The sequence below is a fragment of the Aliiroseovarius sp. ABM4_368 genome, assembly GCF_056161205.1.
Genome location: NZ_JBSWYR010000001.1, coordinates 590,059 through 612,742, shown reverse-complemented (window position 1 = coordinate 612,742; position 22,684 = coordinate 590,059). Strand labels below are relative to the sequence as shown.

At 59.7% G+C, this 22,684-nt stretch carries 23 protein-coding genes; 7 read left to right on the top strand and 16 right to left on the bottom strand.

The window, feature by feature from the left end; translation table 11 throughout:
• Nucleotides 1-68: 68 nt before the first annotated feature.
• Nucleotides 69-1,088, bottom strand: a complete 1,020-nt coding sequence (gene cobT / locus ACXAH3_RS03040) for a nicotinate-nucleotide--dimethylbenzimidazole phosphoribosyltransferase (RefSeq protein ID WP_474860591.1) — start codon at nucleotides 1,086-1,088, stop codon at nucleotides 69-71.
• 81 nt (nucleotides 1,089-1,169) lie between these two features.
• Here cobT and cobS point away from each other — a divergent pair, with 81 nt between their 5' ends.
• On the top strand, nucleotides 1,170-1,946 hold the full coding sequence (gene cobS / locus ACXAH3_RS03035) for an adenosylcobinamide-GDP ribazoletransferase (protein WP_474860590.1): 777 nt from the start codon (nucleotides 1,170-1,172) through the stop codon (nucleotides 1,944-1,946).
• A 54-nt stretch (nucleotides 1,947-2,000) separates the two neighbouring features.
• Here the strand turns inward: cobS and ACXAH3_RS03030 are convergent, their stop codons facing one another.
• The 5 genes from ACXAH3_RS03030 to ACXAH3_RS03010 form a co-directional block, all read right to left on the bottom strand.
• Nucleotides 2,001-2,507, bottom strand: coding sequence for a CarD family transcriptional regulator (locus ACXAH3_RS03030; RefSeq protein WP_474860589.1), 507 nt, complete (start codon nucleotides 2,505-2,507; stop codon nucleotides 2,001-2,003).
• A gap of 272 nt (nucleotides 2,508-2,779) precedes the next feature.
• On the bottom strand, nucleotides 2,780-3,115 hold the full coding sequence (fdxA, locus tag ACXAH3_RS03025) for a ferredoxin FdxA (protein WP_474860588.1): 336 nt from the start codon (nucleotides 3,113-3,115) through the stop codon (nucleotides 2,780-2,782).
• A gap of 49 nt (nucleotides 3,116-3,164) precedes the next feature.
• Nucleotides 3,165-3,593 carry an RNA-binding S4 domain-containing protein gene (locus tag ACXAH3_RS03020; RefSeq protein ID WP_474860587.1) on the bottom strand — a complete coding sequence of 143 codons (429 nt, stop codon included), beginning with the start codon at nucleotides 3,591-3,593 and terminating at the stop codon, nucleotides 3,165-3,167.
• A gap of 6 nt (nucleotides 3,594-3,599) precedes the next feature.
• Nucleotides 3,600-6,398, bottom strand: coding sequence for a helicase-related protein (locus tag ACXAH3_RS03015; RefSeq protein ID WP_474860586.1), 2,799 nt, complete (start codon nucleotides 6,396-6,398; stop codon nucleotides 3,600-3,602).
• Nucleotides 6,399-6,431: 33 nt separating this feature from the next.
• A complete protein-coding gene (locus ACXAH3_RS03010; protein ID WP_474860585.1) occupies nucleotides 6,432-7,019 on the bottom strand; it encodes a tetratricopeptide repeat protein in 588 nt (195 codons plus the stop codon).
• Between the two features lie 151 nt (nucleotides 7,020-7,170).
• On the opposite strand from ACXAH3_RS03010, the gene ACXAH3_RS03005 reads away from it, so the two are divergent.
• Nucleotides 7,171-7,461: an SCP2 sterol-binding domain-containing protein gene (locus ACXAH3_RS03005; protein WP_474860584.1), complete on the top strand. Its 291-nt coding sequence runs from the start codon at nucleotides 7,171-7,173 to the stop codon at nucleotides 7,459-7,461.
• A 44-nt stretch (nucleotides 7,462-7,505) separates the two neighbouring features.
• Nucleotides 7,506-8,471 (top strand): alpha/beta fold hydrolase, encoded by a 966-nt coding sequence (locus ACXAH3_RS03000; RefSeq protein WP_474860583.1) that lies wholly within the window; start codon nucleotides 7,506-7,508, stop codon nucleotides 8,469-8,471.
• A gap of 24 nt (nucleotides 8,472-8,495) precedes the next feature.
• Here the strand turns inward: ACXAH3_RS03000 and pgi are convergent, their stop codons facing one another.
• The 9 genes from pgi to ACXAH3_RS02955 all read right to left on the bottom strand — a co-directional run bounded on the left by pgi (nucleotide 8,496) and on the right by ACXAH3_RS02955 (nucleotide 17,431).
• Nucleotides 8,496-10,115 (bottom strand): glucose-6-phosphate isomerase, encoded by a 1,620-nt coding sequence (pgi, locus tag ACXAH3_RS02995; protein WP_474860582.1) that lies wholly within the window; start codon nucleotides 10,113-10,115, stop codon nucleotides 8,496-8,498.
• 33 nt (nucleotides 10,116-10,148) lie between these two features.
• The gene (pgl, locus tag ACXAH3_RS02990; protein ID WP_474860581.1) at nucleotides 10,149-10,823 is read right to left on the bottom strand and encodes a 6-phosphogluconolactonase; all 675 of its coding nucleotides are present in this window, start codon (nucleotides 10,821-10,823) and stop codon (nucleotides 10,149-10,151) included.
• A complete protein-coding gene (gene zwf, locus ACXAH3_RS02985) occupies nucleotides 10,820-12,274 on the bottom strand; it encodes a glucose-6-phosphate dehydrogenase (RefSeq protein WP_474860580.1) in 1,455 nt (484 codons plus the stop codon). The genes pgl and zwf overlap by 4 nt, the downstream gene beginning before the upstream one ends.
• A gap of 119 nt (nucleotides 12,275-12,393) precedes the next feature.
• Nucleotides 12,394-13,344 (bottom strand): agmatinase, encoded by a 951-nt coding sequence (locus ACXAH3_RS02980; protein WP_474860579.1) that lies wholly within the window; start codon nucleotides 13,342-13,344, stop codon nucleotides 12,394-12,396.
• Nucleotides 13,345-13,588: 244 nt separating this feature from the next.
• On the bottom strand, nucleotides 13,589-14,173 hold the full coding sequence (locus ACXAH3_RS02975) for an HNH endonuclease (protein ID WP_474860578.1): 585 nt from the start codon (nucleotides 14,171-14,173) through the stop codon (nucleotides 13,589-13,591).
• 180 nt (nucleotides 14,174-14,353) lie between these two features.
• Nucleotides 14,354-15,037, bottom strand: a complete 684-nt coding sequence (locus ACXAH3_RS02970; RefSeq protein ID WP_474860577.1) for an alpha/beta hydrolase — start codon at nucleotides 15,035-15,037, stop codon at nucleotides 14,354-14,356.
• Complete coding sequence (locus ACXAH3_RS02965) at nucleotides 15,034-15,675, bottom strand: DNA-3-methyladenine glycosylase family protein (RefSeq protein ID WP_474860576.1); 642 nt, start codon at nucleotides 15,673-15,675, stop codon at nucleotides 15,034-15,036. The genes ACXAH3_RS02970 and ACXAH3_RS02965 overlap by 4 nt, the downstream gene beginning before the upstream one ends.
• Nucleotides 15,651-16,382, bottom strand: coding sequence for a cobalt-precorrin-6A reductase (locus ACXAH3_RS02960; protein ID WP_474860575.1), 732 nt, complete (start codon nucleotides 16,380-16,382; stop codon nucleotides 15,651-15,653). Before ACXAH3_RS02960 ends, ACXAH3_RS02965 begins: the two co-directional genes overlap by 25 nt.
• Nucleotides 16,379-17,431: a cobalt-precorrin-5B (C(1))-methyltransferase gene (locus tag ACXAH3_RS02955; protein ID WP_474860574.1), complete on the bottom strand. Its 1,053-nt coding sequence runs from the start codon at nucleotides 17,429-17,431 to the stop codon at nucleotides 16,379-16,381. The genes ACXAH3_RS02960 and ACXAH3_RS02955 overlap by 4 nt, the downstream gene beginning before the upstream one ends.
• Before the next feature lie 97 nt (nucleotides 17,432-17,528).
• Here ACXAH3_RS02955 and cobA point away from each other — a divergent pair, with 97 nt between their 5' ends.
• The 4 genes from cobA to ACXAH3_RS02935 all read left to right on the top strand — a co-directional run bounded on the left by cobA (nucleotide 17,529) and on the right by ACXAH3_RS02935 (nucleotide 22,328).
• A complete protein-coding gene (gene cobA, locus ACXAH3_RS02950) occupies nucleotides 17,529-18,398 on the top strand; it encodes a uroporphyrinogen-III C-methyltransferase (RefSeq protein WP_474860573.1) in 870 nt (289 codons plus the stop codon).
• On the top strand, nucleotides 18,398-19,675 hold the full coding sequence (locus ACXAH3_RS02945) for a cobyrinate a,c-diamide synthase (protein ID WP_474860572.1): 1,278 nt from the start codon (nucleotides 18,398-18,400) through the stop codon (nucleotides 19,673-19,675). The genes cobA and ACXAH3_RS02945 overlap by 1 nt, the downstream gene beginning before the upstream one ends.
• A gap of 75 nt (nucleotides 19,676-19,750) precedes the next feature.
• Complete coding sequence (locus ACXAH3_RS02940) at nucleotides 19,751-20,974, top strand: MFS transporter (protein ID WP_474861144.1); 1,224 nt, start codon at nucleotides 19,751-19,753, stop codon at nucleotides 20,972-20,974.
• Nucleotides 20,975-21,053: 79 nt separating this feature from the next.
• Complete coding sequence (locus tag ACXAH3_RS02935) at nucleotides 21,054-22,328, top strand: uracil-xanthine permease family protein (RefSeq protein WP_474860571.1); 1,275 nt, start codon at nucleotides 21,054-21,056, stop codon at nucleotides 22,326-22,328.
• Between the two features lie 80 nt (nucleotides 22,329-22,408).
• Here ACXAH3_RS02935 and ACXAH3_RS02930 read toward each other — a convergent pair whose 3' ends face one another.
• Nucleotides 22,409-22,684, bottom strand: a complete 276-nt coding sequence (locus ACXAH3_RS02930; protein WP_474860570.1) for a hypothetical protein — start codon at nucleotides 22,682-22,684, stop codon at nucleotides 22,409-22,411.

Genomic DNA, 22,684 nt, shown 5'->3' with positions numbered 1-22,684 from the left:
ATGACCTGAAACATAAAAGGCCGAGGCGCAGCAACGCCTCGGCCGTTTTCTTCGATATTCTAAGCAATTTACCCGTCCGAGACCCCAGCCTCGGCAAAGGTCGCCATGCCGGAATGACAGGCCACGGCGGCTTTCAGGATGCTGATCGCAACCCCCGCGCCCGAGCCCTCGCCAAGCCGCATGCCCAACGACAAAAGCGGTTCTTTTCCCAGACGGTCCAAGGCGTTGGCATGGGCCGCCTCTGCCGAAACGTGCCCCGCCACTGCGTGGTCCAGCGCACCCGGGACGGCCTGATGCAAACAGGCCGCCGCAGCGGTCGAGATGAACCCGTCGATGATCACCGGAACACCAAGCACACGGGCGCGCGCCATGGCCCCAGCCATTGCAGCGACCTCGCGCCCACCTAAACAACGAAGTGCTTCCAGCCCGTTGCCGGATGCCGAAGGGTTCGCGGCCAGCCCCTCGCGGATCACGCGAGATTTCAGCGCCAGACCATCGTCATCCACGCCAGTGCCGCGCCCGACCCAATCTTCGGCCTCGCCACCGTAAAGCGCCAAGAACAGCGCGGCGGCCGAGGTCGTGTTGCCAATTCCCATCTCGCCCGTCACCAGAAGGTCCGCGCTGTCGCTGACCGCGTTCCACCCCACCAGAAGCGCCGCGACGACCTCGTCTTCGCTCATGGCTGCGCCTTGGGTGAAATCCCGCGTTGGGCGGTCCAGATCGATCGCATGAACGTCCATCGACGCCCCAGCGACCTTGGACAGCTGGTTGATCGCCGCCCCGCCGTGCTGAAAGTTCAGAACCATCTGTTCGGTCACTTCCGCCGGGAAGGCCGATACGCCCTGCGCAGTCACGCCGTGATTGCCCGCAAACACAACGACCTGAGGCGCAGTCAATTCAGGACGTCCATTGCCTTGCCAGCCTGCCATCCAGATCGCCAGCTCCTCCAACCGTCCCAGCGCGCCGGGAGGTTTTGTCAGCTGGCCATTGCGCTCTTGGGCCGCTTGAATCGCCGCCGCGTCCGGGCCTTTCGCCGCCTCAAGCAGCGCCTTGAACTCGGCCAGGGTCGAGAATGGCTGTTGCGACATGGCGAGACTCCTTGATTGATTCATTTCCCCACCCTCTTTACCGATGGGGGACAACTGCAACCAGACTGCAAAAGACCAAATATGACCAAACACGACAGATCGACGTCGATCCTGCATCCAGCGGATATCCCAGCGGCGATAGGGCTTTTGACGCGTCTACCGATACGGGTGGATACCAAGCTGGCAACCCAGCGAGCGGCCTTGTCGGCTTGGGCGTGGCCCTTGGCTGGTTTGGTGCCTGCTTTGATCGGATGGGCACTGGGGGTCGGGGCTGTGTCTGTCGGCCTGCCACCGCTCTTTGCGGCCTGTCTGACGCTGTTGGGACAGATCATGGTGACAGGTGCTCTGCACGAAGATGGTCTGGCCGATGTCGCCGACGGATTTTGGGGTGGATTTGAGCGCGCGCGGCGGCTTGAGATCATGAAAGACAGTCGGATCGGCGCCTATGGCGTCATCGCGTTGGTCTTGTCACTGGGCCTGCGCGCCTCGGCCCTTGCCGCGCTTCTGACCGCCCCTTCTGTGCTTCCAGCGCTGGTGGTCATCGCGGTTACCAGCCGCCTTCCCATGGTGCTTCTGATGGCGGCCCTTCCCAACGCGCGCGGCGCGGGGCTGGCCAACCAAGTGGGACGCCCGCCCGCGCGCACCGCTTGGATTGCCTGTGGCGTGACGGCGTTGGTGGTGCTGATCCTGATACCAAGTGCCCTGCCCGCGCTTATAGCCTGCATCGGTCTTGGCACTGTCGCATTAGCCGCGTTGACGAAAGCTAAAATCGGCGGGCAAACCGGCGACGTACTGGGCGCCTCGCAACAAATCAGCGAGATCATCGCGCTCGCCGTCATGATCCACCTGATCGCATAGAAAAAGCCGCCCGCACGGTGGCAGACGGCTTTTCTGAATTTTCAGTGTATCTGCTTACGCAGCGCGCGACATCAGAACGTCCGAGACCTTCTTCTGCGCGGCCAATTCGTCCCCGCCACCCACGGCGGCAACTTCGCGGGTCAAACGCTCCAACGCAGCTTCATAAAGCTGACGCTCGGAATAGCTCTGCTCGCGCTGGTCATCGGTGCGGTGAAGATCGCGCACGACCTCGGCAATGGCGATCAGGTCGCCCGAGTTGATCTTTTGTTCATATTCCTGCGCACGGCGCGACCACATGGCGCGTTTCACGCGGGCCTTGCCTTTCAGCGTGGTCATGGCCTTGGAAATCTCGTCGGGGCTGGACAGCCCACGCATCCCAACTTCGGTGGCTTTGTCGGTGGGCACGCGCAAAGTCATCTTGTCTTTCTCAAACGAGATCACAAACAACTCAAGCTCGATGCCAGCGACTTCCTGCTCTTCGATCGACACAATCTGGCCAACCCCGTGGGCGGGATAGACAACATATTCGTTCGGGCGGAAATCCAGCTTTTTCTTGCTCATTACAGGCGATCCTTCGCGTCTTTGTTACAGTCGGGCGTCATGGTTCTTGAAACTGCGCGCAAACGGCTTGGCGGCGCAGTCTTTGCGCGTGATCCGTCGCATCATTTTCCGAAACAAAACGCCCTGCCTCAGGAACAGAGCGTCACAGTCGACCCGTATTTAAGATACAGAATACCACAAAAACCAAGTGTGGAAAAGCGCTGCATCGCAGAACCCTGACCGGCTGGTCAAATTCCACGACATGCGCCCCACCTTTCGGTTAGGAAACCGGCTTACTGTTCGCCAGGCGCTTCCGAGAAATACTTATCGAGCTTACCATCTTCACCGTCACGCTCTTCCGCTTCGGGCAGCGGGTCTTTACGCTCGATAATCACCGGCCACAGTTCCGAGTACTTGCGGTTAAATTCGACCCACTTTTCGGTCCCCGGCTCGGTATCCGCGCGGATGGCGTCTGCGGGGCATTCTGGCTCGCACACACCACAGTCGATGCATTCGTCCGGATGGATGACCAGCATGTTTTCACCTTCATAGAAACAGTCTACGGGGCAAACTTCCACGCAATCGGTGTATTTGCAGGCGATGCAGTTGTCTTGGACGACATAGGTCATTGGGGCACCTTCAGGTTGGTCTTGGCCTCACTTAGGACAGCGCGCGGGATCAATCAAGCATGGACCTACGGGTTTGATCTAAGATGCGACGATCTTTCTTAGTAGGGCGGCCCTTCCCGACCGTTTTTAGCGCAGCGGCATTGGATTGCGGAACATTATCCGCCGTCGCAGTGGGCGGATCAAGGTCTTCATAAAGCGCTTGGGCCTCGGGTGCTGGGCCGCGACGCGTTGAAAGCGCTTGAATACGGATCACACGGACCTGTTTCGCTTGCGGAAAGGTCAGCACATCGCCTTGGGTGATTCCATAAGAGGCTTTCGCGATCTTGTCGCCGTTGACCCGCATATGCCCAGCCGTGACCAGCTTGGTGGCCAGCCCGCGGGTCTTGAAAAAACGCGCGTGCCACAACCACTTGTCCACGCGCATTTTTGTGGTGTCCGGGGCGGGCGGCCTGCCGCCCTTCCCCTGTGTATCCGCCATCGCGGCTTAGCCTTTGTCTTTCAGCCCCATCAGGGCCGCTGCAAACGGGTTGTCCGGATCAATGGCTTTTTCCTTCTTCGGACCCGACTGATAGCTTTTCGGCTTCATGTCGCGCGGGCCTTTGTTCGGACCCTTGCCGCGCTTGGGCTTGCCGCCTGCGCGGTCACCACGGGGCTTGCCACCCGGCTTGCCCTGCCCACGTTCGCCACGCGGTTTGCCTGCACCACCTTGACGCGCGCGGCCAAAGCCACCCCATGTGAAGGTGAAGAAGGTTTCCATTTCAGGACCGGTGTCTTCGGCAGTTTCGGAAACGGCTTCAGCAGGTGCTTCTTCTGCGGCAGGTGCCTCGGCGGTTGCCTCTTCAGTTGCGGGCGCATCGGTCGAAGGCTCAGCGGTGGCTTCGACCGCAGCCTTTACCTTCTCGCGCTCGCCCTTCTCGGCTTTATAGCCGAGACCCTGCATCAGATCAGCGAACTGCTCTAATGTCATGCCAGTGATCGACAACATATCTGCCTTGGCTTCAAAACCGCCACGGCTGTCTTCCACACGCAGTTGGTCGGCCAAACGTTCCAGCATGTCGATGCGGATCGCACGTGCGCCTGCGGGGCGATAGCCCGACAGCAAATAGGCCGAGTGATCCACGCCCTCGATCACAGGGATCGTCACCAGACCGGGGGGCGGGCTTTCGGGGAATTCGGCCAGACCTTTCCACAGGCTGTCCAGCACCAAACGCAGACGCGTGGGCGCGGGTTTCAGCAGCAGCGGCATAAAGATGGTGAACTGACCAAAGCGCACACCGTGTTTGCGCAGCGCGCCACGAGCGTCTTGGTCCAGATCTTTCACCTCGGCCGCGACTTGATCGCGCGGGATGATGCCGAGGTTTTCGATCATGCGGAACCCAAAACCACGGGCCATGCCGGTCATGGCCTCGTCCTTCTCGATCGCTGTCAGCGGCTCGAACAGCGCCTGAACCTTGCGGTCGATGAAATGCTGCAAACGGCGAGCGACCTTTTCAGCCACGTCCGATCCGGCTTCGTCATCAACGAAAGCATGCACGCGCGGCTTGGCCACGTCGTCGCCCTTGACCAACTTGCCAACGGCATGTTCGCCCCACATCAGGCCACCTTGTTCGGTGAAATCCATTTCCGTGTCGGGCGCGTTATAAAAACGGTCCGCCCGCAGGTGAAATTCCGGCGCCAAGGCCTTCAGGCTGGCCGCCCGCAGGGTTTTCGCCTCTTCCGGTGTCTGGGCAGAGTCCTGGCTGAACCGGAACCCTTCCAACCGACCAACAAATTGGCCTTCTACCGTAACTTCACCTTTATCGTTCACGTCAGCCACAAGGCTCTCCTTCTGCTTCAACCGGCGCAGCAAAACGCTGGTGCGCCGGTCAACAAATCTTTGGGTCAGACGCTCGTGCAAAGCATCTGACAGGCGATCTTCTACAGCACGAGTCTCGCCACGCCAATGGCTAACATCGTCCAGCCAGTCGCGTCGTTGCGCCACATAGGTCCATGTGCGGATATAAGCCAGCCGTTTAGACAGCGCGTCAATATCACCGTCGGTGCGGTCGATCCGCTTGACCTGACGCGCAAACCAGTCGCGTTTGACGCGGCCATATTGGTGAATGTCATTGAAAAGCTGGGTGATCAGGCCTGCATGTTCGCCATGGCTGATACCCCGGAAGTCCGGCAGTTGGCAAAGTTCCCACAACAACGAGACCGAGCGCCCATCGCTGGCGCGCGCTGTCACCTCGGCATCTTTAGCCAAAAGTTTCAGCGCCATGACGTCGTCCGCATCCCGCCCGCGGGTCAGCCAGTCATTGCCGGTTGGCGCTTCAAGTGACCGGATCAGTGCGGATACAGACCCAAAGGACAGATCGCGGTTGCGCCAAAAAACCTTCTTGTCGGGCGCGAATTGGTGCGAACAGATGGCGTCCGCGACCTCGTCGGACAAAAGCGGAGCTTCGCCCGTCACCCCAAAAGAGCCGTGGTTCATATGCCGCCCTGCCCGGCCCGCAATTTGTGCCAGCTCGCTGGGCAGCAAACGACGCATCCGATGACCATCAAACTTCGTCAAAGCCGAGAACGCCACATGGTCGATATCAAGGTTCAACCCCATGCCGATGGCATCCGTGGCGACCAGATAGTCGACATCTCCGTTCTGATACATCTCGACCTGCGCATTGCGTGTGCGTGGGGAAAGCGCCCCCATCACTACGGCCACGCCCCCCTTCTGGCGGCGCATCAGCTCCGCAATCGCATAGAGGTTGTCGACCGAGAAGCCCACGATGGCAGAGCGCCCCGGCATCCGGCTGAGCTTTTTCGAGCCGGAATGGATCAGTTCGGAAAACCGTTCACGCCGCAGGAACTGTACGTCCGGGATCAGGCCAGCGATCACAGGGCGCATCGTGTCTGACCCCATGAACAGCGTTTCCTGTGTGCCGCGCATATGAAGAAGACGGTCGGTGAAGACATGCCCCCGCTCGGCATCTGTGCAGAGCTGGATTTCGTCAATGGCGACGAAATCCGCGCCCAGCCCCAGCGGCATCGCCTCGACGGTGGCGACCCAATATTGGGCGCGGTCGGGCACGATGCGTTCCTCGCCGGTGACCAGCGCCACCGCGTTGGGACCGCGCAGGGCGACCAGCTTGTCATAGACCTCGCGCGCCAAAAGGCGCAGCGGCAGGCCGATCACGCCCGAGCGATAGCCCAACATGCGTTCAAGCGCGTAATGCGTTTTGCCGGTATTGGTCGGACCCAAAACGGCAGTGATCCGCGGGCCACCCCGTGCGCTGTCGGAAACCATGCTCTGCCCTTTCGACGCCCCGCCTTATGGCGGTCAAATATCCTTCACCCGTTTCTGTTCCAAACGGGTCACGGCGTCTTTTATGTCGTCACTGTGCGGATGTATAGCAAGGGCGTGGCGATAAGCATCTAGGGCAAGCGCTTCGTCACCAAGCTCTTCCAAAATCAAACCCAGCCCCGTCAACGCGCCGAAGTGGCGGGGTTCAAGCGCCAAAGTGCGGGCGATATCGTCCAGCGACAGGCCAAGGTGACCTTGCAAATAAAAGGCCGTCGCGCGGGCGTTCCACCCTTCCGCAAAGCCCGGCGCGTGATCTGTTAAGGCGCTTAGATGCGCGACTGCGCGGCCCAGATCCCCGGCCTCGATCGCGCTTTGCCCGCGCTGCAGCAAAAGATCCATCGCATCCGAACCGGACCGGGACCAAAGCTCCCAAATCTCATCCTCTAACGCTTCCCAATTGCTGGCATCGGCGGTTTGAAGCTGTGAGAACAGGTTGTCCAACTGCGCCTGCCGATCCTGCGCAACCGCTTGGGACGGCCCAACGGCCCCCATCGTCACGACAAACAGCAAGATCAGCAAGAACATGCGCATACCGAATGTTAGCGCACGATATGCTTCGCGCACAGTGACTTTCGCGTGTATCCCAAACCATAGATGAAAATTCTAACAAGTTCCCTTGCGTCCTTTGATGGAATACAGGTTTACGTGAACGGAAACTTTGATTTAGCATGCAAGCAACATCACTGCCCGACGGGCAATTTTCGGAGGATTAGACTTGAGCGACGTGATCAACGCGGCAGTGGCCGCCCTGAGCGAAAAAGTAAATGGCGGATTTGACGGTGGCACCGCCAAGTTTGTGATCAATGGCGAAGGTGGTATCATCATCGACGGTGACGGTGTGCGCGCAGGCGATGACGAAGCCGATGTGACCCTGACTGCAGATGCTGATGTCTTTCAGGAAATGCTGTCGGGCGAATTGAACCCGACCACCGCTTTCATGACCGGCAAACTGGCGGTCGACGGAAATATGGGGCTTGCCATGCAGCTGGGTGCTGTTCTGGCCTGACGATCCTGACAGGATCCCCAAAGGGAACGACTGGAAGACGCGGCATGGACAACTCCAACGCTCCATTGTTCGAAGACATCGCGCAAGGCCCGGCCAATGGTCGGGCTTTCTGGCGCATGACCTCGGACCAAGTGAAGATACGGCTTGGATATTGGCCAGCCGCGCCGGAATCCCACGCGGCCGGGACGGTTCTGCTTTTCCCCGGTCGCACCGAATATATCGAGAAATATGGCCTGATTGCCTCTGAACTGGCTGATCAAGGATTTGCGACGCTGACCATTGACTGGCGTGGGCAAGGTCTGTCGGATCGCGCCGATCAAGATCGACTTTTGGGCCATGTTGGCAATTTTGCCGAGTATCAGACGGACGTCGCCACCATGATGGAGCTGGCCAAGGAATTGGACCTGCCCCGCCCCTTCGTCCTTCTGGGGCATTCTATGGGCGGATGCATCGGTTTGCGGTCTCTGCACGAGGGGCTGGACGTAAACGGCGCCTGTTTCAGCGCGCCAATGTGGGGCATCACCATCACTTCGTTCTTGCGCCCAATCGCATGGGGCGTGTCTTGGGCGCTGCATCACACCCCATGGAAGCAGATGTTGACCCCCGGCACCGCGCGCAAAACCTATGTCGACATTCAGCCCTTTGACGACAACATGCTAACCACCGACCCCGAGATGTACGCGCTGATGCAGCGACAGTCCAGCACCCATCCAGAACTTACGCTTGGCGGCCCCACTGCGGGCTGGCTGTACGCCGCGCTGCGCGAGACGACAGACCTGATGAAACTGCCCGCCCCAAGCACGCAAACCGTTACCTTCCTTGGCACGCAAGAACGCATCGTCGAGCCCAAGCCGATCCATGACTTGATGGAGCGTTGGCACAATGGGCGGCTGGTGTTGATGCAGGGCTGCGAGCACGAAGTGCTGATGGAGGCCGAGCCCAAACGCAGGCAGGTTTACGACGCCATTCAGAACTTGGCCAGCGCCAGCGGAAGCGTGAACGCAGCTTGATTTTTCGCTTCTAAATCAAAGACCTTACGCCTTAAACTGGTCCAAAACCTGAATAAGCGCGCGTGTTGATCCGTCCAACCCCTTGGCCGAGGCTTCGCCCTGCAATACAGGGGTCAGTGCTACGGCCAGCTCTTTGCCCAGCTCGACGCCCCATTGGTCGAACGAGTTGATGCCCAACAGAACCCCCTCGACAAACACGCGGTGTTCGTAAAGCGCGACAATCGCGCCCAGCACCTCGGGTGTCAGCTTGGGATAGACCAAGGTGGTGGAAGGCCGGTTGCCCGGAAAAACGCGATGCGCAGCTTGGCGCTCCAGCTCGTCCCCTTCAAAGCCTTTCTCAGCCATCAACGCGCGGGCTTCATCCATGCTGCGCCCCATCATCAGGGCTTGCGACTGGGCAAGGCAATTGGCAACCAAAAGCTGATGCTGATGCGCCAGATCGGGTTCGTGCCCTTCTGCGCCGACCATGAATTCGCACGGGATGATGTCCGTACCCTGATGAATCAACTGATAAAACGCATGCTGACCGTTGGTCCCCGGTTCGCCCCAGACCACAGGGCCTGAAGGCAGCTTAAGCACGGTCCCATCAAGCGCCACGCGCTTGCCGTTGCTCTCCATTTCCAGTTGCTGAAGATAGGCAGGCAGACGCGCCAAACGTTGCTCATAGGGCAATACGGCGCGCGTGGCATAGCCACAGACCTGACGGTTCCAGAACCCGACCAAAGCCAGCATCAACGGCATGTTGGTGCGGCCCTCAGCAGTCTGGAAATGCTGATCCATCGCCCGTGCACCTGCCAGCATTTGATCGAAACGATCCGCGCCAATTGCGATCATCAGCGAAAGACCAATCGGCCCCCACATCGAATAGCGCCCACCGACCCAATCTTCGAACCCAAAGACACGCTCGGCAGCAATGCCCCATTCAGCAGTTTTCTCGAGGTTCGAGGACAAAGCCGCGAAATGCAGCCCAACTGCATCCACTGGCACATCGCTCAGCAACCAGTCGCGCGCAGTTGCGGCGTTGGTCATGGTTTCAATGGTGGTGAACGTCTTCGAGGCCACCATGATCAGCGTTTCCGCCGGGTTCAGCCCGCGCAGAACATCAGCGATCTGCGCCCCATCCACGTTGGACACGAAATGCACGCGCGGCCCGTCGTGATAGGGCGACAGCGCCTGTGCCGCCATCGCAGGCCCAAGGTCCGAGCCGCCAATGCCGATATTTACCACATCGCGAAACCGTCCGCCCCCCGGCGCACGGATCTGGCCCGAGCGCAGGCGCGTCGCGAAATCCCGCATCCGTTCCAGAGTGTCACGCACACCGGGCATGACGTCTTCGCCATCGACATACACCTGTGCGTCGGGGCCGGCGCGCAGGGCTGTGTGCAGCACAGCACGATCTTCGGTCAGATTGATCTTGTCGCCTTGAAACATCTGGGCGCGGCGTTCGGCGATCCCTGCCTTGTCCGCATACTCCAACAGCAGATCCACTGCCTGATCATCCAACCCGGTTTTCGACCAATCGAGATGCATCCCAACGGCCCGAGAGCTGTAGCGTGCCGCCCGATCTGGGTCCGCGTCGAACAAATCTTTCAAAGGCGTTTCGGTCAATCTGCCGTGATGGGCAGTCAGCGTTTCAATTGTCATATTCTTCCCCAAGGGCTTGGCGTCAGCCCGCGATTATTCCGCCCAATGCACGGTCATATCCGACATTACGGCCTTAACAGGTGCAAGTTGGGTGTGTTTCTCGGCCATCGCGCCTTTCAGCGCGACCCGTTTTGCATCGCCAAGGATCAACAGGTGCTTGGCCATGGCCCCGTTCAAAATGGGCGCAGTCAGTGTGACGCGCGGCTCGTCTGCACCCGGTGCGCGCATGGGCAGCAAAGGCGGCGCGTGGCGGGCCAAAGCCTCGTCCAGATGATCGGCCCCTGGAAACAGGCTGGCCGTATGCATGTCCTCGCCCATGCCCAAAAGCAGAACCGAGATCGGCGTAATCGCCTGAACACCTTGCGAAAGCGATTGCAAAGCGTCCTCGGGCCGCGGGGTGTCGGCGTAAAGGGGGACCAGATTGGCCTTGGCAGCAGGTCCAACCAACAGGCGCTTGCGCAAGAGCGCCGTATTGGACCGCGGGCTGCTTTCTGGCACCCAACGTTCGTCCGTCAGCAAAACATCCACCCGCGCCCAGTCCAAATCCACGGCGCTAAGCGCATCGAACACCGGCCCGGGTGTTGTGCCCCCCGGAACCGCCAAAGACGCCCGGTCTTCGTGATCCAGCATTTGGGTCAGCTCGGACGCCAGCACATCTGCCAGATCCAGCATCATCATGTCCCGATCGGGGTATTCAACCAGATTCATTCGCGAATCTCCCTCCAGCGGCGGCCATCTTTATGCAGAAGCATAAGCGCCTCTTCCGGTCCGGTCGAGAAGGGTTCATAGCTGGCAGGCTTGTCGCGGCGACGTTCCCAATCTTCAATAATCGGATCGGTCCAGGCCCAAGCGGCCTCGACCTCGTCCCCACGCATGAACAGCGTCTGGTTGCCCCGGATCACGTCCATGATTAGGCGCTCATAAGCATCTGGAGCATCGGCAGCTTCTTCGCCCAATGCCTCGGCAAAGGTCATGTCCAAGGGCACGTCGATCAGACGCATCCCGCCCGGCCCCGGTTCTTTGATCGTAACCTTTAAGTCCATGCCCTCATTAGGCTGAAGACGAATGGACAGCTCGTTAGCAGATTGGCCGGTATCAGCTTCAAAAATTGAATGCGGTGGTTCCTTGAAACGCACGACGATCTCGGACATGCGGGCCTTCAGGCGTTTGCCCGTGCGCAGATAGAACGGCGTGCCATTCCAGCGCCAGTTCGAGATATGCAACTTCATCGCCACAAAGCTTTCCGTGTCGCTGCTGTCTGTATCCGCATCGGACAGATAGGACGCCACATCACCATCCGCCGCATATTGCCCGCGCACCATGTCTTCGGGCGCAACAGGGTCCAAGGCACGGATAATCTTAAGCTTTTCGTCCCGTACAGCGTCCGAATCAAACTTCGAGGGCGGCTCCATCGCGGTCAGACACAGAAGTTGCATCAGGTGGTTTTGCACCATGTCCCGCATCGCGCCAGACTTGTCATAATACTCGCCCCGCCCCTCGACGCCGACGGTTTCAGCCACAGTGATCTGGATGTGATCCACGTATTGCGCGTTCCAAAGCGGCTCGAACAGCATGTTGCCGAAACGAAGAGCCATCAGGTTCTGCACGGTCTCTTTGCCAAGATAATGGTCGATGCGGTAAATCTGGCTTTCATCAAAATGCTCGGCCAACGTGGCATTCAAGGCGCGCGCAGTTTCAAGGTCGTGACCAAAGGGCTTTTCCACCACGATCCGCGCCTCGGGACCGGCAATGCCCTTGGTGTGCAAACGCTCGGCAATTGGCCCGAACAGGCGCGGCCCGACTGAAAAGTAAAACGCCTGTACCCGGCCCGATTGGCTTTTGGCTTTCAAATCTTCCCAACCGCCATCGCCCATCGCGTCGACCTGCACGTAGAACAGCGTTTCGCGGAAGGCAGCCAACGTGTCCGGATCGCATTTGCGCTTGGACACAAACTTGCGCACGGCCTCTTCCACGAAATCGCGAAAGCCTTCATCGTCCAGATCACTGCGCGCCGCCCCGATGATCCGTGCGCCTTCCGGCATCTGCCCATCAAGGAAGCGCCGATAGAGACCGGGCAGGATTTTTCGGCGCGACAGATCCCCTGTACCGCCAAAAATCACCAGATCAAACGGATCGACAGGAATAACACGCGAGACCATTGGGAACTCCAGTTATGTTAGCGCTAACTTTCTTGCTCAATGGCCTTCTAACCACTTCGCCTCGTCAAGTCTAGCATTCTTATGAAAGGTCACAAGTGTATGACGGATAAAGGCTCGCCTTATCCGGCCATTACGCAAAGAAGCTCGAACATGATCGATGCACCCAGATATGCGGTCGCACCGCTGGGATCGAACGGGGGCGAGACTTCGACCAGATCGGCCCCGACAATGTTCATCCCCTGAAGGGTGCGCACGACCTGAAGCGCCTGATAGGAATTCGGGCCTCCCACCTCGGGCGTGCCGGTGCCCGGAGCAAAGGCCGGATCAACGAAATCAATATCATAGCTGACATATGTCGCGCCCTGCCCGGCAATCTCGCGCGCTTCAACCATCACATCGTCAACACCACGAGCGTGAAACTCCTCGATCGGGATAACCCGTATGCCAACGCTTTCGGCGAAATCACGATCTTCGCTGTCATAGGCTGTGCCACGAATACCGATCATCACCACGCGTTTGGGGTCAAGCAGCCCCTCTTCAACTGCGCGGCGGAAGGGGGTGCCGTGCGTGTACATGGTGCCGTCGAAATACGAATGGAACAGGTCCGTGTGACTGTCAAAATGCACCATGCCAAGCGGCCCATCCTTGGCCAGAGCGCGCAGAATCGGCAGGGTGCACAGATGATCCCCGCCCCCGGTCAGGGGGCGAATGCCGGCACTGTGAACGCGGGCATAGAACGCCTCCATCCGTTTCAAGCTGTCCATCACATCGGCCGGGTTCGGGGCCACGTCGCCCAGATCCGCGCAGTTCATCGCCTCGAACGGGCGCACGCCAGTTGCCCCGTTTTGCGCGCGGATCATGGTGGACATGTCGCGCAACTGGCGTGGACCGTGGCGCGGGCCGGGACGATTGGTTGTGCCGCCATCCCAAGGAGCGCCGATCAGGCCGACCTGCACCTCGGCAAGCCGCGGGTGATCAAAATCCACATAGGGCAACCGCATAAAAGTTGGGACGCCTGCAAAGCGCGGCAGGTCAAAGCCTGAAACAGGGGTGAAAAATGGGTCTGACATGGAAGCCTCGCTGCTGTTTCGGAAACGCTAGCGGGAATGGGCTGCGGCGTCATGGGAAAAGATGCGAAGTCGAGAAACAAAGAGCGTTGATCTGCCCGTGGGATGGCGACCAAACCTGCCTATCAGGCAGTTTATCTGTGCGAAATCCGACTGCCCCATCTGAACACGCTTCCAGAGCGACTTCACCAGCCCGCCGGGACGGGCAGACGAACGCTCGGGCGCTGCGCGCTGTTCCGAGAAGGGATTACGCGTCCAATTCGGTATCCCAGTACAGAAAGTCCATCCAACTGTCATGCAAGTGACCGGGCGGGAACTTCCGCCCCACATTGCGCAACTCTTCTGCCGTGGGCTGGCGCGCAGGTTTGCGCAATGTCAGCCCCGAATGCCGAAGCGGCTTCGACCCCTTCTTCAGATTGCAACGTTGACACGCGGCAACAACGTTTTCCCAGCTGGTCACGCCGCCCGCAGCCCGTGGCACCACGTGATCAAAGGTCAAATCCCCCTTCGCCCCACAGTACTGACAGCAAAATTCGTCCCTTAAAAACAAATTAAAGCGCGTGAAGGCCACGCGCTTTTGAGGTTTCACATAGTCTTTCAATACCACGACCGAGGGGATCCTCAGCTCAAGCGACGGGCTTCTGACCACCTCGTCATACTCGGCCAATATATTGACCCGATCCAGCACGGCGGCCTTCACGGCCTCCTGCCAAGGCCAGAGAGACAGCGGATAATAGGACAATGGCCTGAAATCCGCGTTCAACACCAAGGCGGAACGCTGTTTAACGCCGCCGCCTTCCCGTACAAAATCAGTCCTGAAATCTCCATCCATGACGCATCCAATCCTCGCCCGTATAAACCCTCAAAAGGTTATCGGGGCGGGGACGCCCGCCCCATGCTTATAGGCTGACTATATATTGATAAGGCAACCTGACAACCCCAACATATGGGGTCATCAGCGGGATAACATCGGATTATCTCAGGGATGTGACAGGCAGTGGGCCAGATGTGATCAGTTGGCGGCTTCGGCCGGGGCCAGCCCCAGCTTGTCCAACATGAAGCTTAGCGCGACCGACAAACCGTCCATCGCAATGCCGTGGCCTGTGCCTTTCATAATGAAGCCATAGGTCTCGAACCCGGCAGCTTGCAGCACCTCGCCGCTTTCACTGAAATGACCCGGAGGCACCATGTCGTCCTGATCACCATGCACCAGCAGAATGGGCAGTTTCGACACCACGTTTTCAGCAAACTGATCCGGCTCCAACATCCGACCCGAGAACGCGACCAGACCGGCAATCGGCTCGTCCCGGCGGGGCAATACGCGCATGGACATCATCGAACCTTGCGAAAAGCCAAACACGATCAGTTGCGAAGGCTCGATGCCTTCATCCTCCAGAACCTGATCAAGAAAGGCGTTGATGTCGCCCGTCGCCATTTCAACGCCGCGCATGCTGTCTTCTTCGGATGAACCGTCTAGCCACGGGATCGGGAACCACTGGTATCCCATCGGGTTGCCCAAACATTTCTCGGGCGCATCGGGGGCGATGAAGGTGGTATCGGGCATGTGTTCCGACAAAGGATCGGCTAGCCCAAGCAAATCCGCGCCATCCGCGCCATAGCCGTGCAGAAACACCACCACTGATTTCGTGGTGCCCGAGGCCGCTTCGCGCCGTTTGCTTTCCAAGATCCGGGTCATTCGCCTATCCCTTCGCGTTCTGTTTCCATGCGGTAATAGGCCCAGAGCAACCGCGCCGCAACGCCCCTGTTGGGGGACCACGCCTGCGCCATGGCCCGCATAGCCTTTTCTTTGGGCCGCTCGGGCAGATCAAACAGCCGTTTTGCCGCCTCTTGCAGGGCCAAATCGCCTGCTGGGAACACGTCTGCGCGGGCCAGCGCAAACAGCGCATAGATCTCGGCCGTCCACGCGCCGATCCCGGGCACGGAGGTCAGGGTCTTGATCACCTGATCGGATGGCAGGTAGTGCAACGCGGGATAGTCTATTCCCGCTTCAGCCAAAGCCTTAGCATAGCGGATTTTCGGGCGTGATAGGCCCACATCGGCCAGATCCTGATCGCTGGCGCGGATGACATTGGCGGGATCCTCAAACCCTGCCTGTTGCACCCTGCCCCATATCGCGGCGGCGGATGCGGTCGAGACCTGCTGCCCCACGATGGCGAACATCAGGGCGGCGAATCCGTCCGGGCGCAACCGCAACGGAATTTCGTCCAGTTGATCCCAAATGGGCCGGAACCGCGGCTCGATCCCGCAAAGCGCACCCGCTTCGCGTTGCAGACAGCCCTGCCCTTGGATCAATGCGTCAACCGTATCAGCCATTCCAGCGCCTCTTGAGGGGTTTCTACGCAGTCGCAACCGGGCAAAGCAGGCCTGTTCAGCATCACCACCGGCACGCCCAACTGGCGTGCGGCCAGCAATTTGGCGTTGGTCGGCCCACCTGCGTTTTTGCTGACCAAATGGGTGATGCGGTGGCTGCGCAACGTCTCCAACTCTTCTTCAAGCGAGAATGGCGGGCGTCCGACGATCCAGCCGCCATCATAAGGAAAAGGATCGTCTGTCGCATCCACGCGGCGGCAAAACAGCGTCCGCCCCTCGGCCAGCGCGGCCCAATCTGCGACCGAAGCTGCCCCGGTTGCGAGAAGAACTCGTGCGCCGGGCGGTACATGCTTGGACGCCGTGTTGATATGGTCGATCAGATGCCAGTCATCGCCGCTATCCGCACACCATTCCGCTCTTAACAAGCGAAGGTAAGGCACTGATAATGAACGACATATACGAAAGCTACGCTCAGAAATCTGCGCCGCAAACGGATGCGTCGCATTGATCACTGCGTCAAAGCCTTGGGCGGCCATAAAGCCCTGTTGTTCAGCCTCTCCGCCAAACCCACCGACCCGCGTCGGCACCGGATAGGCCAAAGGAGAGTGCGTCACACCAGCCAACGAAGCCAGAACGTCCTGCCCCTGATCCGCCAAAAGCTGCGCAAGTGCGCGTGCTTCGCCCGTTCCCGCCAAAAGAAGGATCTTCACAGGGCTTGCGCGATAATCTCGCCCTTTCGGTCAATCACAGTGATGTCTACGGTAATTGGTGCACCACGTAGGATTTGATGTGCCTGTTCCTTCGCCTTTTCGGCAATCATGGAAGACATGACTTCCCCATGTTTTTCAAAAACTTGCAAGGCTGTATTCATTCCAGCAACCTCAGGATCCTCCAGCCACTCTGCCAGCACATCAAAATCCACCTGACTGCGCCCCGAATGTAAATCCCGCGCGCCCTGCGCCAGCTTGGTCAGCTTACCGATGCCGCCCCCGATGGTCACGCGGTCCACCGGATTGCGCGCCAGATATTTCAGCATTCCACCCGCGAAGTCGCCCATGTCCAGCATCGCCCCGTCTGACAAGCCAAACAGCCCCTGCACGACCTTCTCGGACGTGGCTCCGGTACAACCCGCCACATGGGTCAGCCCTTCGGCCCGCGCAACATCAATCCCCCTATGGATCGAGGCGATCCAGGCCGAACACGAAAACGGCCGCACGATGCCCGTCGTCCCCAAAATGGACAGCCCGCCCTTGATGCCAAGCCGCGGGTTCCACGTTTTTTCCGCCAGCGCCGCCCCGTCTTCGACCGAGATGGTGACAATCACGTCGGCAGGCTGGTCATAGGTGGCAGAGGCTTCGTGTACGACACCTTTGATCATCTGGCGCGGCACCGGGTTGATGGCAGGTTGACCGACAGGAATCGGCAGGCCGGGCTTTGTCACTGTGCCCACGCCGTCACCCGCGACAAAGAACACGCCTTGCCCCGGCTTGGCTGGGGTCACGCGCGCACGGATCACTGCCCCGTGGGTGACATCAGGGTCGTCACCCGCGTCCTTCACGATTGCCGCTTCCGCCCAAGTGTCACCGGAGATCAGGTCATAAATCAGGAAATCGGGGGTTTCTCCGCGCGGCAACGTGATCGTCACGCGCGACGGTGCGCCCTGCCCCCAAAGCGCGTCCAACGCCGCTTTCACTGCGGCGGTCGCACAGGCGCCCGTGGTCCATCCACGGCGCAACTCGAGGGGGGCTGTCTGTTCCATCGTACTGACTATAGGCTGGCAAATCAGCGCCGCCAATCCGTTCTGTGACGTCGCAGTTCGGCTTTTCGTGCGCGGCCAACGGGTGCATAAGGGGCGCATGACCGACTCGCACACCTATACCGCCCCTGTTTTGCCCGGCCACAACTGGCCCACGCTGGAACCCGGCTGGGTTTGGCTGTGCGGCGCTGGCCCCGGAGATCCCGGACTTTTGACGATTCACGCCGTAAACGCGCTGATGCAGGCAGATGTGATCGTGCATGACGCGCTGGTCTCGCCCGAGATCCTGAACTGGGCGCGTCCCGAGGCCGAGGTAATCTATGCCGGCAAGCGCGGCGGGAAACCGTCAGCGAAACAGCGTGATATTTCATTAAGGCTGGTGGATCTGGCACGCGCAGGCAAACGCGTTTTGCGTCTGAAGGGCGGCGACCCGTTTGTCTTTGGGCGTGGCGGCGAGGAAGGCCAGACGCTTGTGCAACACGGTGTCCCGATCCGTATCATTCCCGGCATTTCCGCCGGGATTGGCGGGCTGGCCTATGCAGGCATCCCCGTCACCCACCGCGATGTGAACCAGTCCGTGACATTTGTCACGGGTCACGACCAGTCTGGCAACGCCACCGGATCTTTGAACTGGCCAGCGATCGCACAGGGGTCGCAAGTCATTGTGATCTATATGGGAATGAAGCATCTGGACCGCATCCGGTCCGAGCTGATGGCCGCTGGTCGTGCGAAAGACGAACCCGTCGCCATCACCATGAATGCCACAACGCCCGATCAGCGCGTCTTGGAAACCACCCTTGGCACCTGCGTTGAAGACGCGGATCGCGAAGGCATCGGTGCGCCCGCCATCATCTGTGTGGGACGTGCTGTTCTGATGCGGCAGGCGCTGGATTGGCAGGCACTGGCCGCCGGTCTGGACCCGAGAAACACCGATCCGCTGGGCCGTGGCCGCCCGGCCGAGGATCGCTGATGCCTTCGCCCAAGGGCCTGATCCTGTCCGCGCCATCCTCGGGCAGTGGCAAAACCACCCTGACGCTTGGCCTGTTGCGCGCGCTGTCTCGACGTGGCGTGGATGTCAGCGGGGCAAAATCCGGCCCCGACTATATCGACCCCCGGTTTCACGCCGCCGCCTGTGGGCGCGAATGCCCCAATCTAGACGCTTGGGCGATGGGCCCCGCGCGTCTGCATGATCTGGCCCGTTCTGGCGCTGAATTACTGCTGATCGAAGGTGCGATGGGCTTGTTTGACGGCGCACCACCGGAAGGACGTGGCGCAACCGCTGATTTGGCGCGTATATTTGGGCTTCCTGTTGTGCTAGTGATCGATTGCGCCCGTCTGGCCCATTCGGTCGCCCCCTTGGTGAACGGCTTTGCACAGCACGACCCGAATGTCCGCGTCGCAGGCGTTATCCTGAACCATGTGGGCAGTCCACGGCACGAGGCGATGCTGCGCGCCAGCCTGCAAGACAGCCTGATCCCGGTTCTGGGGGCCGTGTACCGTCAGTCCGGCCTTGAACACCCCTCGCGCCATCTTGGTTTGGTTCAGGCCGAGGAACATCCCGATCTGCAAGCCTATCTGGACCGTGTCGCGGATGTGGTTGAAACGGCACTTGATCTGGACGCGCTGGTGGCTTTGGCGGGTCAAACCGCTGCTAACCCGGGAGCTGCCACGCGCCTGACACCTCCGGGTCAGCGGATTGCGGTGGCGTCTGACAAGGCGTTTGCCTTTGCCTATCCGCATATCCTGTCGGACTGGCGCACCGCCGGGGCCGAGGTTCTGCCCTTCTCGCCGCTCGCCGACGACGCCCCCGCCCCCGACGCAGATTTCATCTTTCTGCCCGGCGGTTATCCCGAACTGCACGCAGGCAAACTGGCCGCCGCGCAAAACTTCAAACAGGGAATGCAATCGGCCACCTGCCCGATCTATGGTGAATGCGGCGGCTATATGACGCTTGGGCGCGCGATCACCGACAAAAACGGCGATCGTCATGAAATGCTGGGACTTTTGGGTTTGGAAACCAGCTTTTCCAAACGCAAGCTGCATCTTGGATACCGCGCCCTCAACGCGGCCAACGGCCCTTTTTCCGGTCACTGGAACGCCCACGAATTCCACTATGCCACAACGCTTTTGGCCGAAGGCGCACCGCTGTTTGATGCCACCGACGCAGAAGGCCGCGCTTTGGCTCCGATGGGGCTGATCGAGGGGCACGTGTCTGGCAGTTTTGCGCATTTGATCGACAAGGCGTAGGCGCGACAATCCCCCCCACCAAAGGGTACAATTTCGCTCTGGTCAAAGCTGGCATGCATGGATACGCATATGCGCATGACCGATGCGACCCTGACACCTGCCGACGACGCGCGCGCCAAGCGCAATGTGACCATTCTTGTGCTTGCGCAGGCGTTTCTTGGTGCGCAGATGCCTTTGTTGTTCACCATGGCAGGACTTGCTGGGCAAAGTCTTGCCAGCAATGCTTGCTGGGCGACGCTTCCGATTTCGATGATGGTCGGTGGCACGATGATCTGGGCAAACCCGCTCAGCAGTTTCATGCAGAAATATGGACGACGCGCCGGGTTTTGGGTTGGCTGTGCAGGTGGCACCATTGGGGCGGCTATCAGTGCTTATGCGCTAACTCAATCTGATTTCCTTCTTTTCCTTTTGGGCTCGTTCTTCACCGGCATCTACATGTCCGCCCAAGGTTTCTATCGCTTTGCCGCGACTGATACAGCCAGCCCAGAGTTCCGCCCCAAAGCGATTTCTTATGTGATGGCGGGTGGGCTAGCCTCGGCTGTGATCGGCCCGCAGCTTTTCAATGTGACCAATGATTTGATGGTTGTGCCCTTCCTTGGGGCCTATCTTGCCGTGGTCGCGATCAACGTCATCGGCGCATTCCTGTTTCTGGGATTGGACATTCCCAAACCCGAAGCTCCGAAGGCGGATGATCCCAAAGGGCGCACTCGGCTCGAGCTTTTGCGTGATCCTGTCATTGCCGTCGCGATCATCTGCGGGATGGTGTCCTATGCGCTAATGAACCTTGTCATGACCTCGACACCTTTGGCTGTTGTGGGCTGCGGGTTCGAAACCGAAATGGCGGGCAATATCGTGACAACCCACGTGTTGGCAATGTTCGTACCCAGCTTCTTCACCGGCCACTTGATCGCACGCTTTGGGGTGCGCACGGTGATCGCCTCGGGCCTTGTCATTCTTGCGCTGTCCGGCGTCGTCGCCCTGCAAGGGGTCGAGTTAGAGAACTTCTTTATCGCGCTTGTCCTTTTGGGTGTTGGCTGGAACTTTGGCTTCATCGGCGCAACCACAATGCTTGGCAGCGCCCACGCACCCGAAGAACGCGGTCGCGTGCAAGGCATGAACGACATGATCGTCTTTGGCTGCGTGACCATCGCGTCGCTGGCGTCAGGCGGGTTGATGAATTGCTCGGGCGGCACCGCCGTTGAAGGCTGGAGCGCGGTGAACATCGCCATGGTTCCCTTCCTAGCCCTTGCAGGCGCATCGCTGATCTGGCTGATGATGCGTCCAAAAGACGAGGCTTAATCCAGCCAGTCCCCTTTTGGGATGTCCCTTCGCGGCAGAACCGCTAAACAGCGGAGAACTCAGACAAAGGGACGTGGGAATGAATCGCGACATCACTCAGACCGACTATAAATTCGGGCCCGGACAGGCGCTTGTAGGCGCGCAAATGCTGTTCGTGGCCTTCGGGGCGCTTGTGCTGGTGCCCCTGCTGACGGGGCTTGATCCCAGCGTGGCGCTGTTCACCGCAGGCGTCGGAACGCTGATCTTCCAGATCGTCACACGCGGCAAGGTGCCGGTGTTCTTGGCATCCAGTTTCGCCTTCATCGCGCCGATCATCTATGGGGTGCAGACGTGGGGTCTTCCGTCCACCTTGGGCGGGCTTGCAGCAGCGGGTCTGTTCTATGTGGTGATCAGCTTCGCGATCCGCATTTGGGGCTCTGACTGGCTGCACCGCTATCTGCCGCCCGTCGTGGTGGGACCGGTGATCATGGTGATCGGCTTGGCGCTGGCCCCCGTGGCCATCAATATGGCCACAGGTCTGGCGGGTGACACGCAGATCATGCCGAAATCCTATGCGTTGATTTTGGCCGCCATTTCGCTTGGCACCACCATGCTGATCGCGATACGTGGTCGTGGTATGATCAAAGTAGTTCCGATCATTTTTGGCGTCATTGCAGGCTATGTCTCGGCGCTGATCCTTGGCGCCATCACCGGCGAGACCCTTGTGAACTTCCAAAGCCTGACAGATGCGGCATGGTTTGCCACGCCCGGCTTTGTTGCGCCCGAGTTCAATCTGGCCGCGATCCTGTTCATTCTGCCCGTCGCCATCGCCCCGGCAATTGAACATTTCGGGGACGTGATGGCCATCAGCTCGGTCACCAAGAAGGACTATCTGAAAGAGCCGGGCATCCAGAACACCATGCTGGGCGACGGTCTGGCGACCGTGTTCGCTGGTCTGGTCGGCGGTCCGCCCAACACCACCTATTCCGAGGTCACCGGAGCCGTCACCCTGACCCGCGCCTTCAACCCGGCGGTGATGACATGGGCGGCGATTTTCGCGATTGCCTTGGCTTTCGTGGGCAAGGTCTCGGGCGCGCTGGGGACCATTCCCATGCCCGTCATGGGCGGTATAATGATCCTGATGTTCGGAATGGTGACGGTGGTCGGCTTGACCGTGCTGGTGCGGATCGGCGCGGATGCGCTGACCGACAGCCGCAATATGGTGATCGTCTCGACCGTGTTGGTGATCGGGATTGGGGGGCTGTCGATCCCGTTTGGCGGAGGCTTCTCGCTGGCGGGTATCGGCCTTGCGGGCGTGGCTGGTGTCATCCTGAACCTGATCCTGCCCAAAGAAGCCGAGCATATCGAAGCGTAAGCCCGGCTGGCCATCAGATCAAAACCAAGAAGACCCGCCCTGATTGGCGGGTCTTTCCATATAAAAGAGCTTGTGTGGTGCTAGTTCCCGACCCGCGCCTTGCGCCCGCCGCGCCGCTTCGGTTCGGCTTTTTCCTCCAACGCATCTGTCAAAACCATCGTCATCGGATGGTTCGGGTCCGTGGGGCCATAGTGATCAAGCAGGGTCTTGATCCGCTCTGCCTGCGCCATGTCATGATCATCAAACAACGCCCAATCCAGAAAGATCGAGCGGCATTCCCCCGGGGTGATCCCTTCGATCACATAGCTGTCGCGGATCAGCCCGCGTGGATCAATGGCAGCGATTAGGTCGGTCAT

Excerpts from the sequence above, each read along its gene's own strand:
- cobT (WP_474860591.1), bottom strand. The coding sequence starts at position 1,088 with ATGTCGCAACAGCCATTCTCGACCCTGGCCGAGTTCAAGGCGCTGCTT.
- cobS (WP_474860590.1), top strand. The coding sequence starts at position 1,170 with ATGACCAAACACGACAGATCGACGTCGATCCTGCATCCAGCGGATATC.
- ACXAH3_RS03030 (WP_474860589.1), bottom strand. The coding sequence starts at position 2,507 with ATGAGCAAGAAAAAGCTGGATTTCCGCCCGAACGAATATGTTGTCTAT.
- fdxA (WP_474860588.1), bottom strand. The coding sequence starts at position 3,115 with ATGACCTATGTCGTCCAAGACAACTGCATCGCCTGCAAATACACCGAT.
- ACXAH3_RS03020 (WP_474860587.1), bottom strand. The coding sequence starts at position 3,593 with ATGGCGGATACACAGGGGAAGGGCGGCAGGCCGCCCGCCCCGGACACC.
- ACXAH3_RS03015 (WP_474860586.1), bottom strand. The coding sequence starts at position 6,398 with ATGGTTTCCGACAGCGCACGGGGTGGCCCGCGGATCACTGCCGTTTTG.
- ACXAH3_RS03000 (WP_474860583.1), top strand. The coding sequence starts at position 7,506 with ATGGACAACTCCAACGCTCCATTGTTCGAAGACATCGCGCAAGGCCCG.
- pgi (WP_474860582.1), bottom strand. The coding sequence starts at position 10,115 with ATGACAATTGAAACGCTGACTGCCCATCACGGCAGATTGACCGAAACG.
- pgl (WP_474860581.1), bottom strand. The coding sequence starts at position 10,823 with ATGAATCTGGTTGAATACCCCGATCGGGACATGATGATGCTGGATCTG.
- zwf (WP_474860580.1), bottom strand. The coding sequence starts at position 12,274 with ATGGTCTCGCGTGTTATTCCTGTCGATCCGTTTGATCTGGTGATTTTT.
- ACXAH3_RS02980 (WP_474860579.1), bottom strand. The coding sequence starts at position 13,344 with ATGTCAGACCCATTTTTCACCCCTGTTTCAGGCTTTGACCTGCCGCGC.
- ACXAH3_RS02975 (WP_474860578.1), bottom strand. The coding sequence starts at position 14,173 with ATGGATGGAGATTTCAGGACTGATTTTGTACGGGAAGGCGGCGGCGTT.
- ACXAH3_RS02970 (WP_474860577.1), bottom strand. The coding sequence starts at position 15,037 with ATGACCCGGATCTTGGAAAGCAAACGGCGCGAAGCGGCCTCGGGCACC.
- ACXAH3_RS02965 (WP_474860576.1), bottom strand. The coding sequence starts at position 15,675 with ATGGCTGATACGGTTGACGCATTGATCCAAGGGCAGGGCTGTCTGCAA.
- ACXAH3_RS02955 (WP_474860574.1), bottom strand. The coding sequence starts at position 17,431 with ATGGAACAGACAGCCCCCCTCGAGTTGCGCCGTGGATGGACCACGGGC.
- cobA (WP_474860573.1), top strand. The coding sequence starts at position 17,529 with ATGACCGACTCGCACACCTATACCGCCCCTGTTTTGCCCGGCCACAAC.
- ACXAH3_RS02945 (WP_474860572.1), top strand. The coding sequence starts at position 18,398 with ATGCCTTCGCCCAAGGGCCTGATCCTGTCCGCGCCATCCTCGGGCAGT.
- ACXAH3_RS02940 (WP_474861144.1), top strand. The coding sequence starts at position 19,751 with ATGACCGATGCGACCCTGACACCTGCCGACGACGCGCGCGCCAAGCGC.
- ACXAH3_RS02935 (WP_474860571.1), top strand. The coding sequence starts at position 21,054 with ATGAATCGCGACATCACTCAGACCGACTATAAATTCGGGCCCGGACAG.
- ACXAH3_RS02930 (WP_474860570.1), bottom strand. The coding sequence starts at position 22,684 with ATGACCGACCTAATCGCTGCCATTGATCCACGCGGGCTGATCCGCGAC.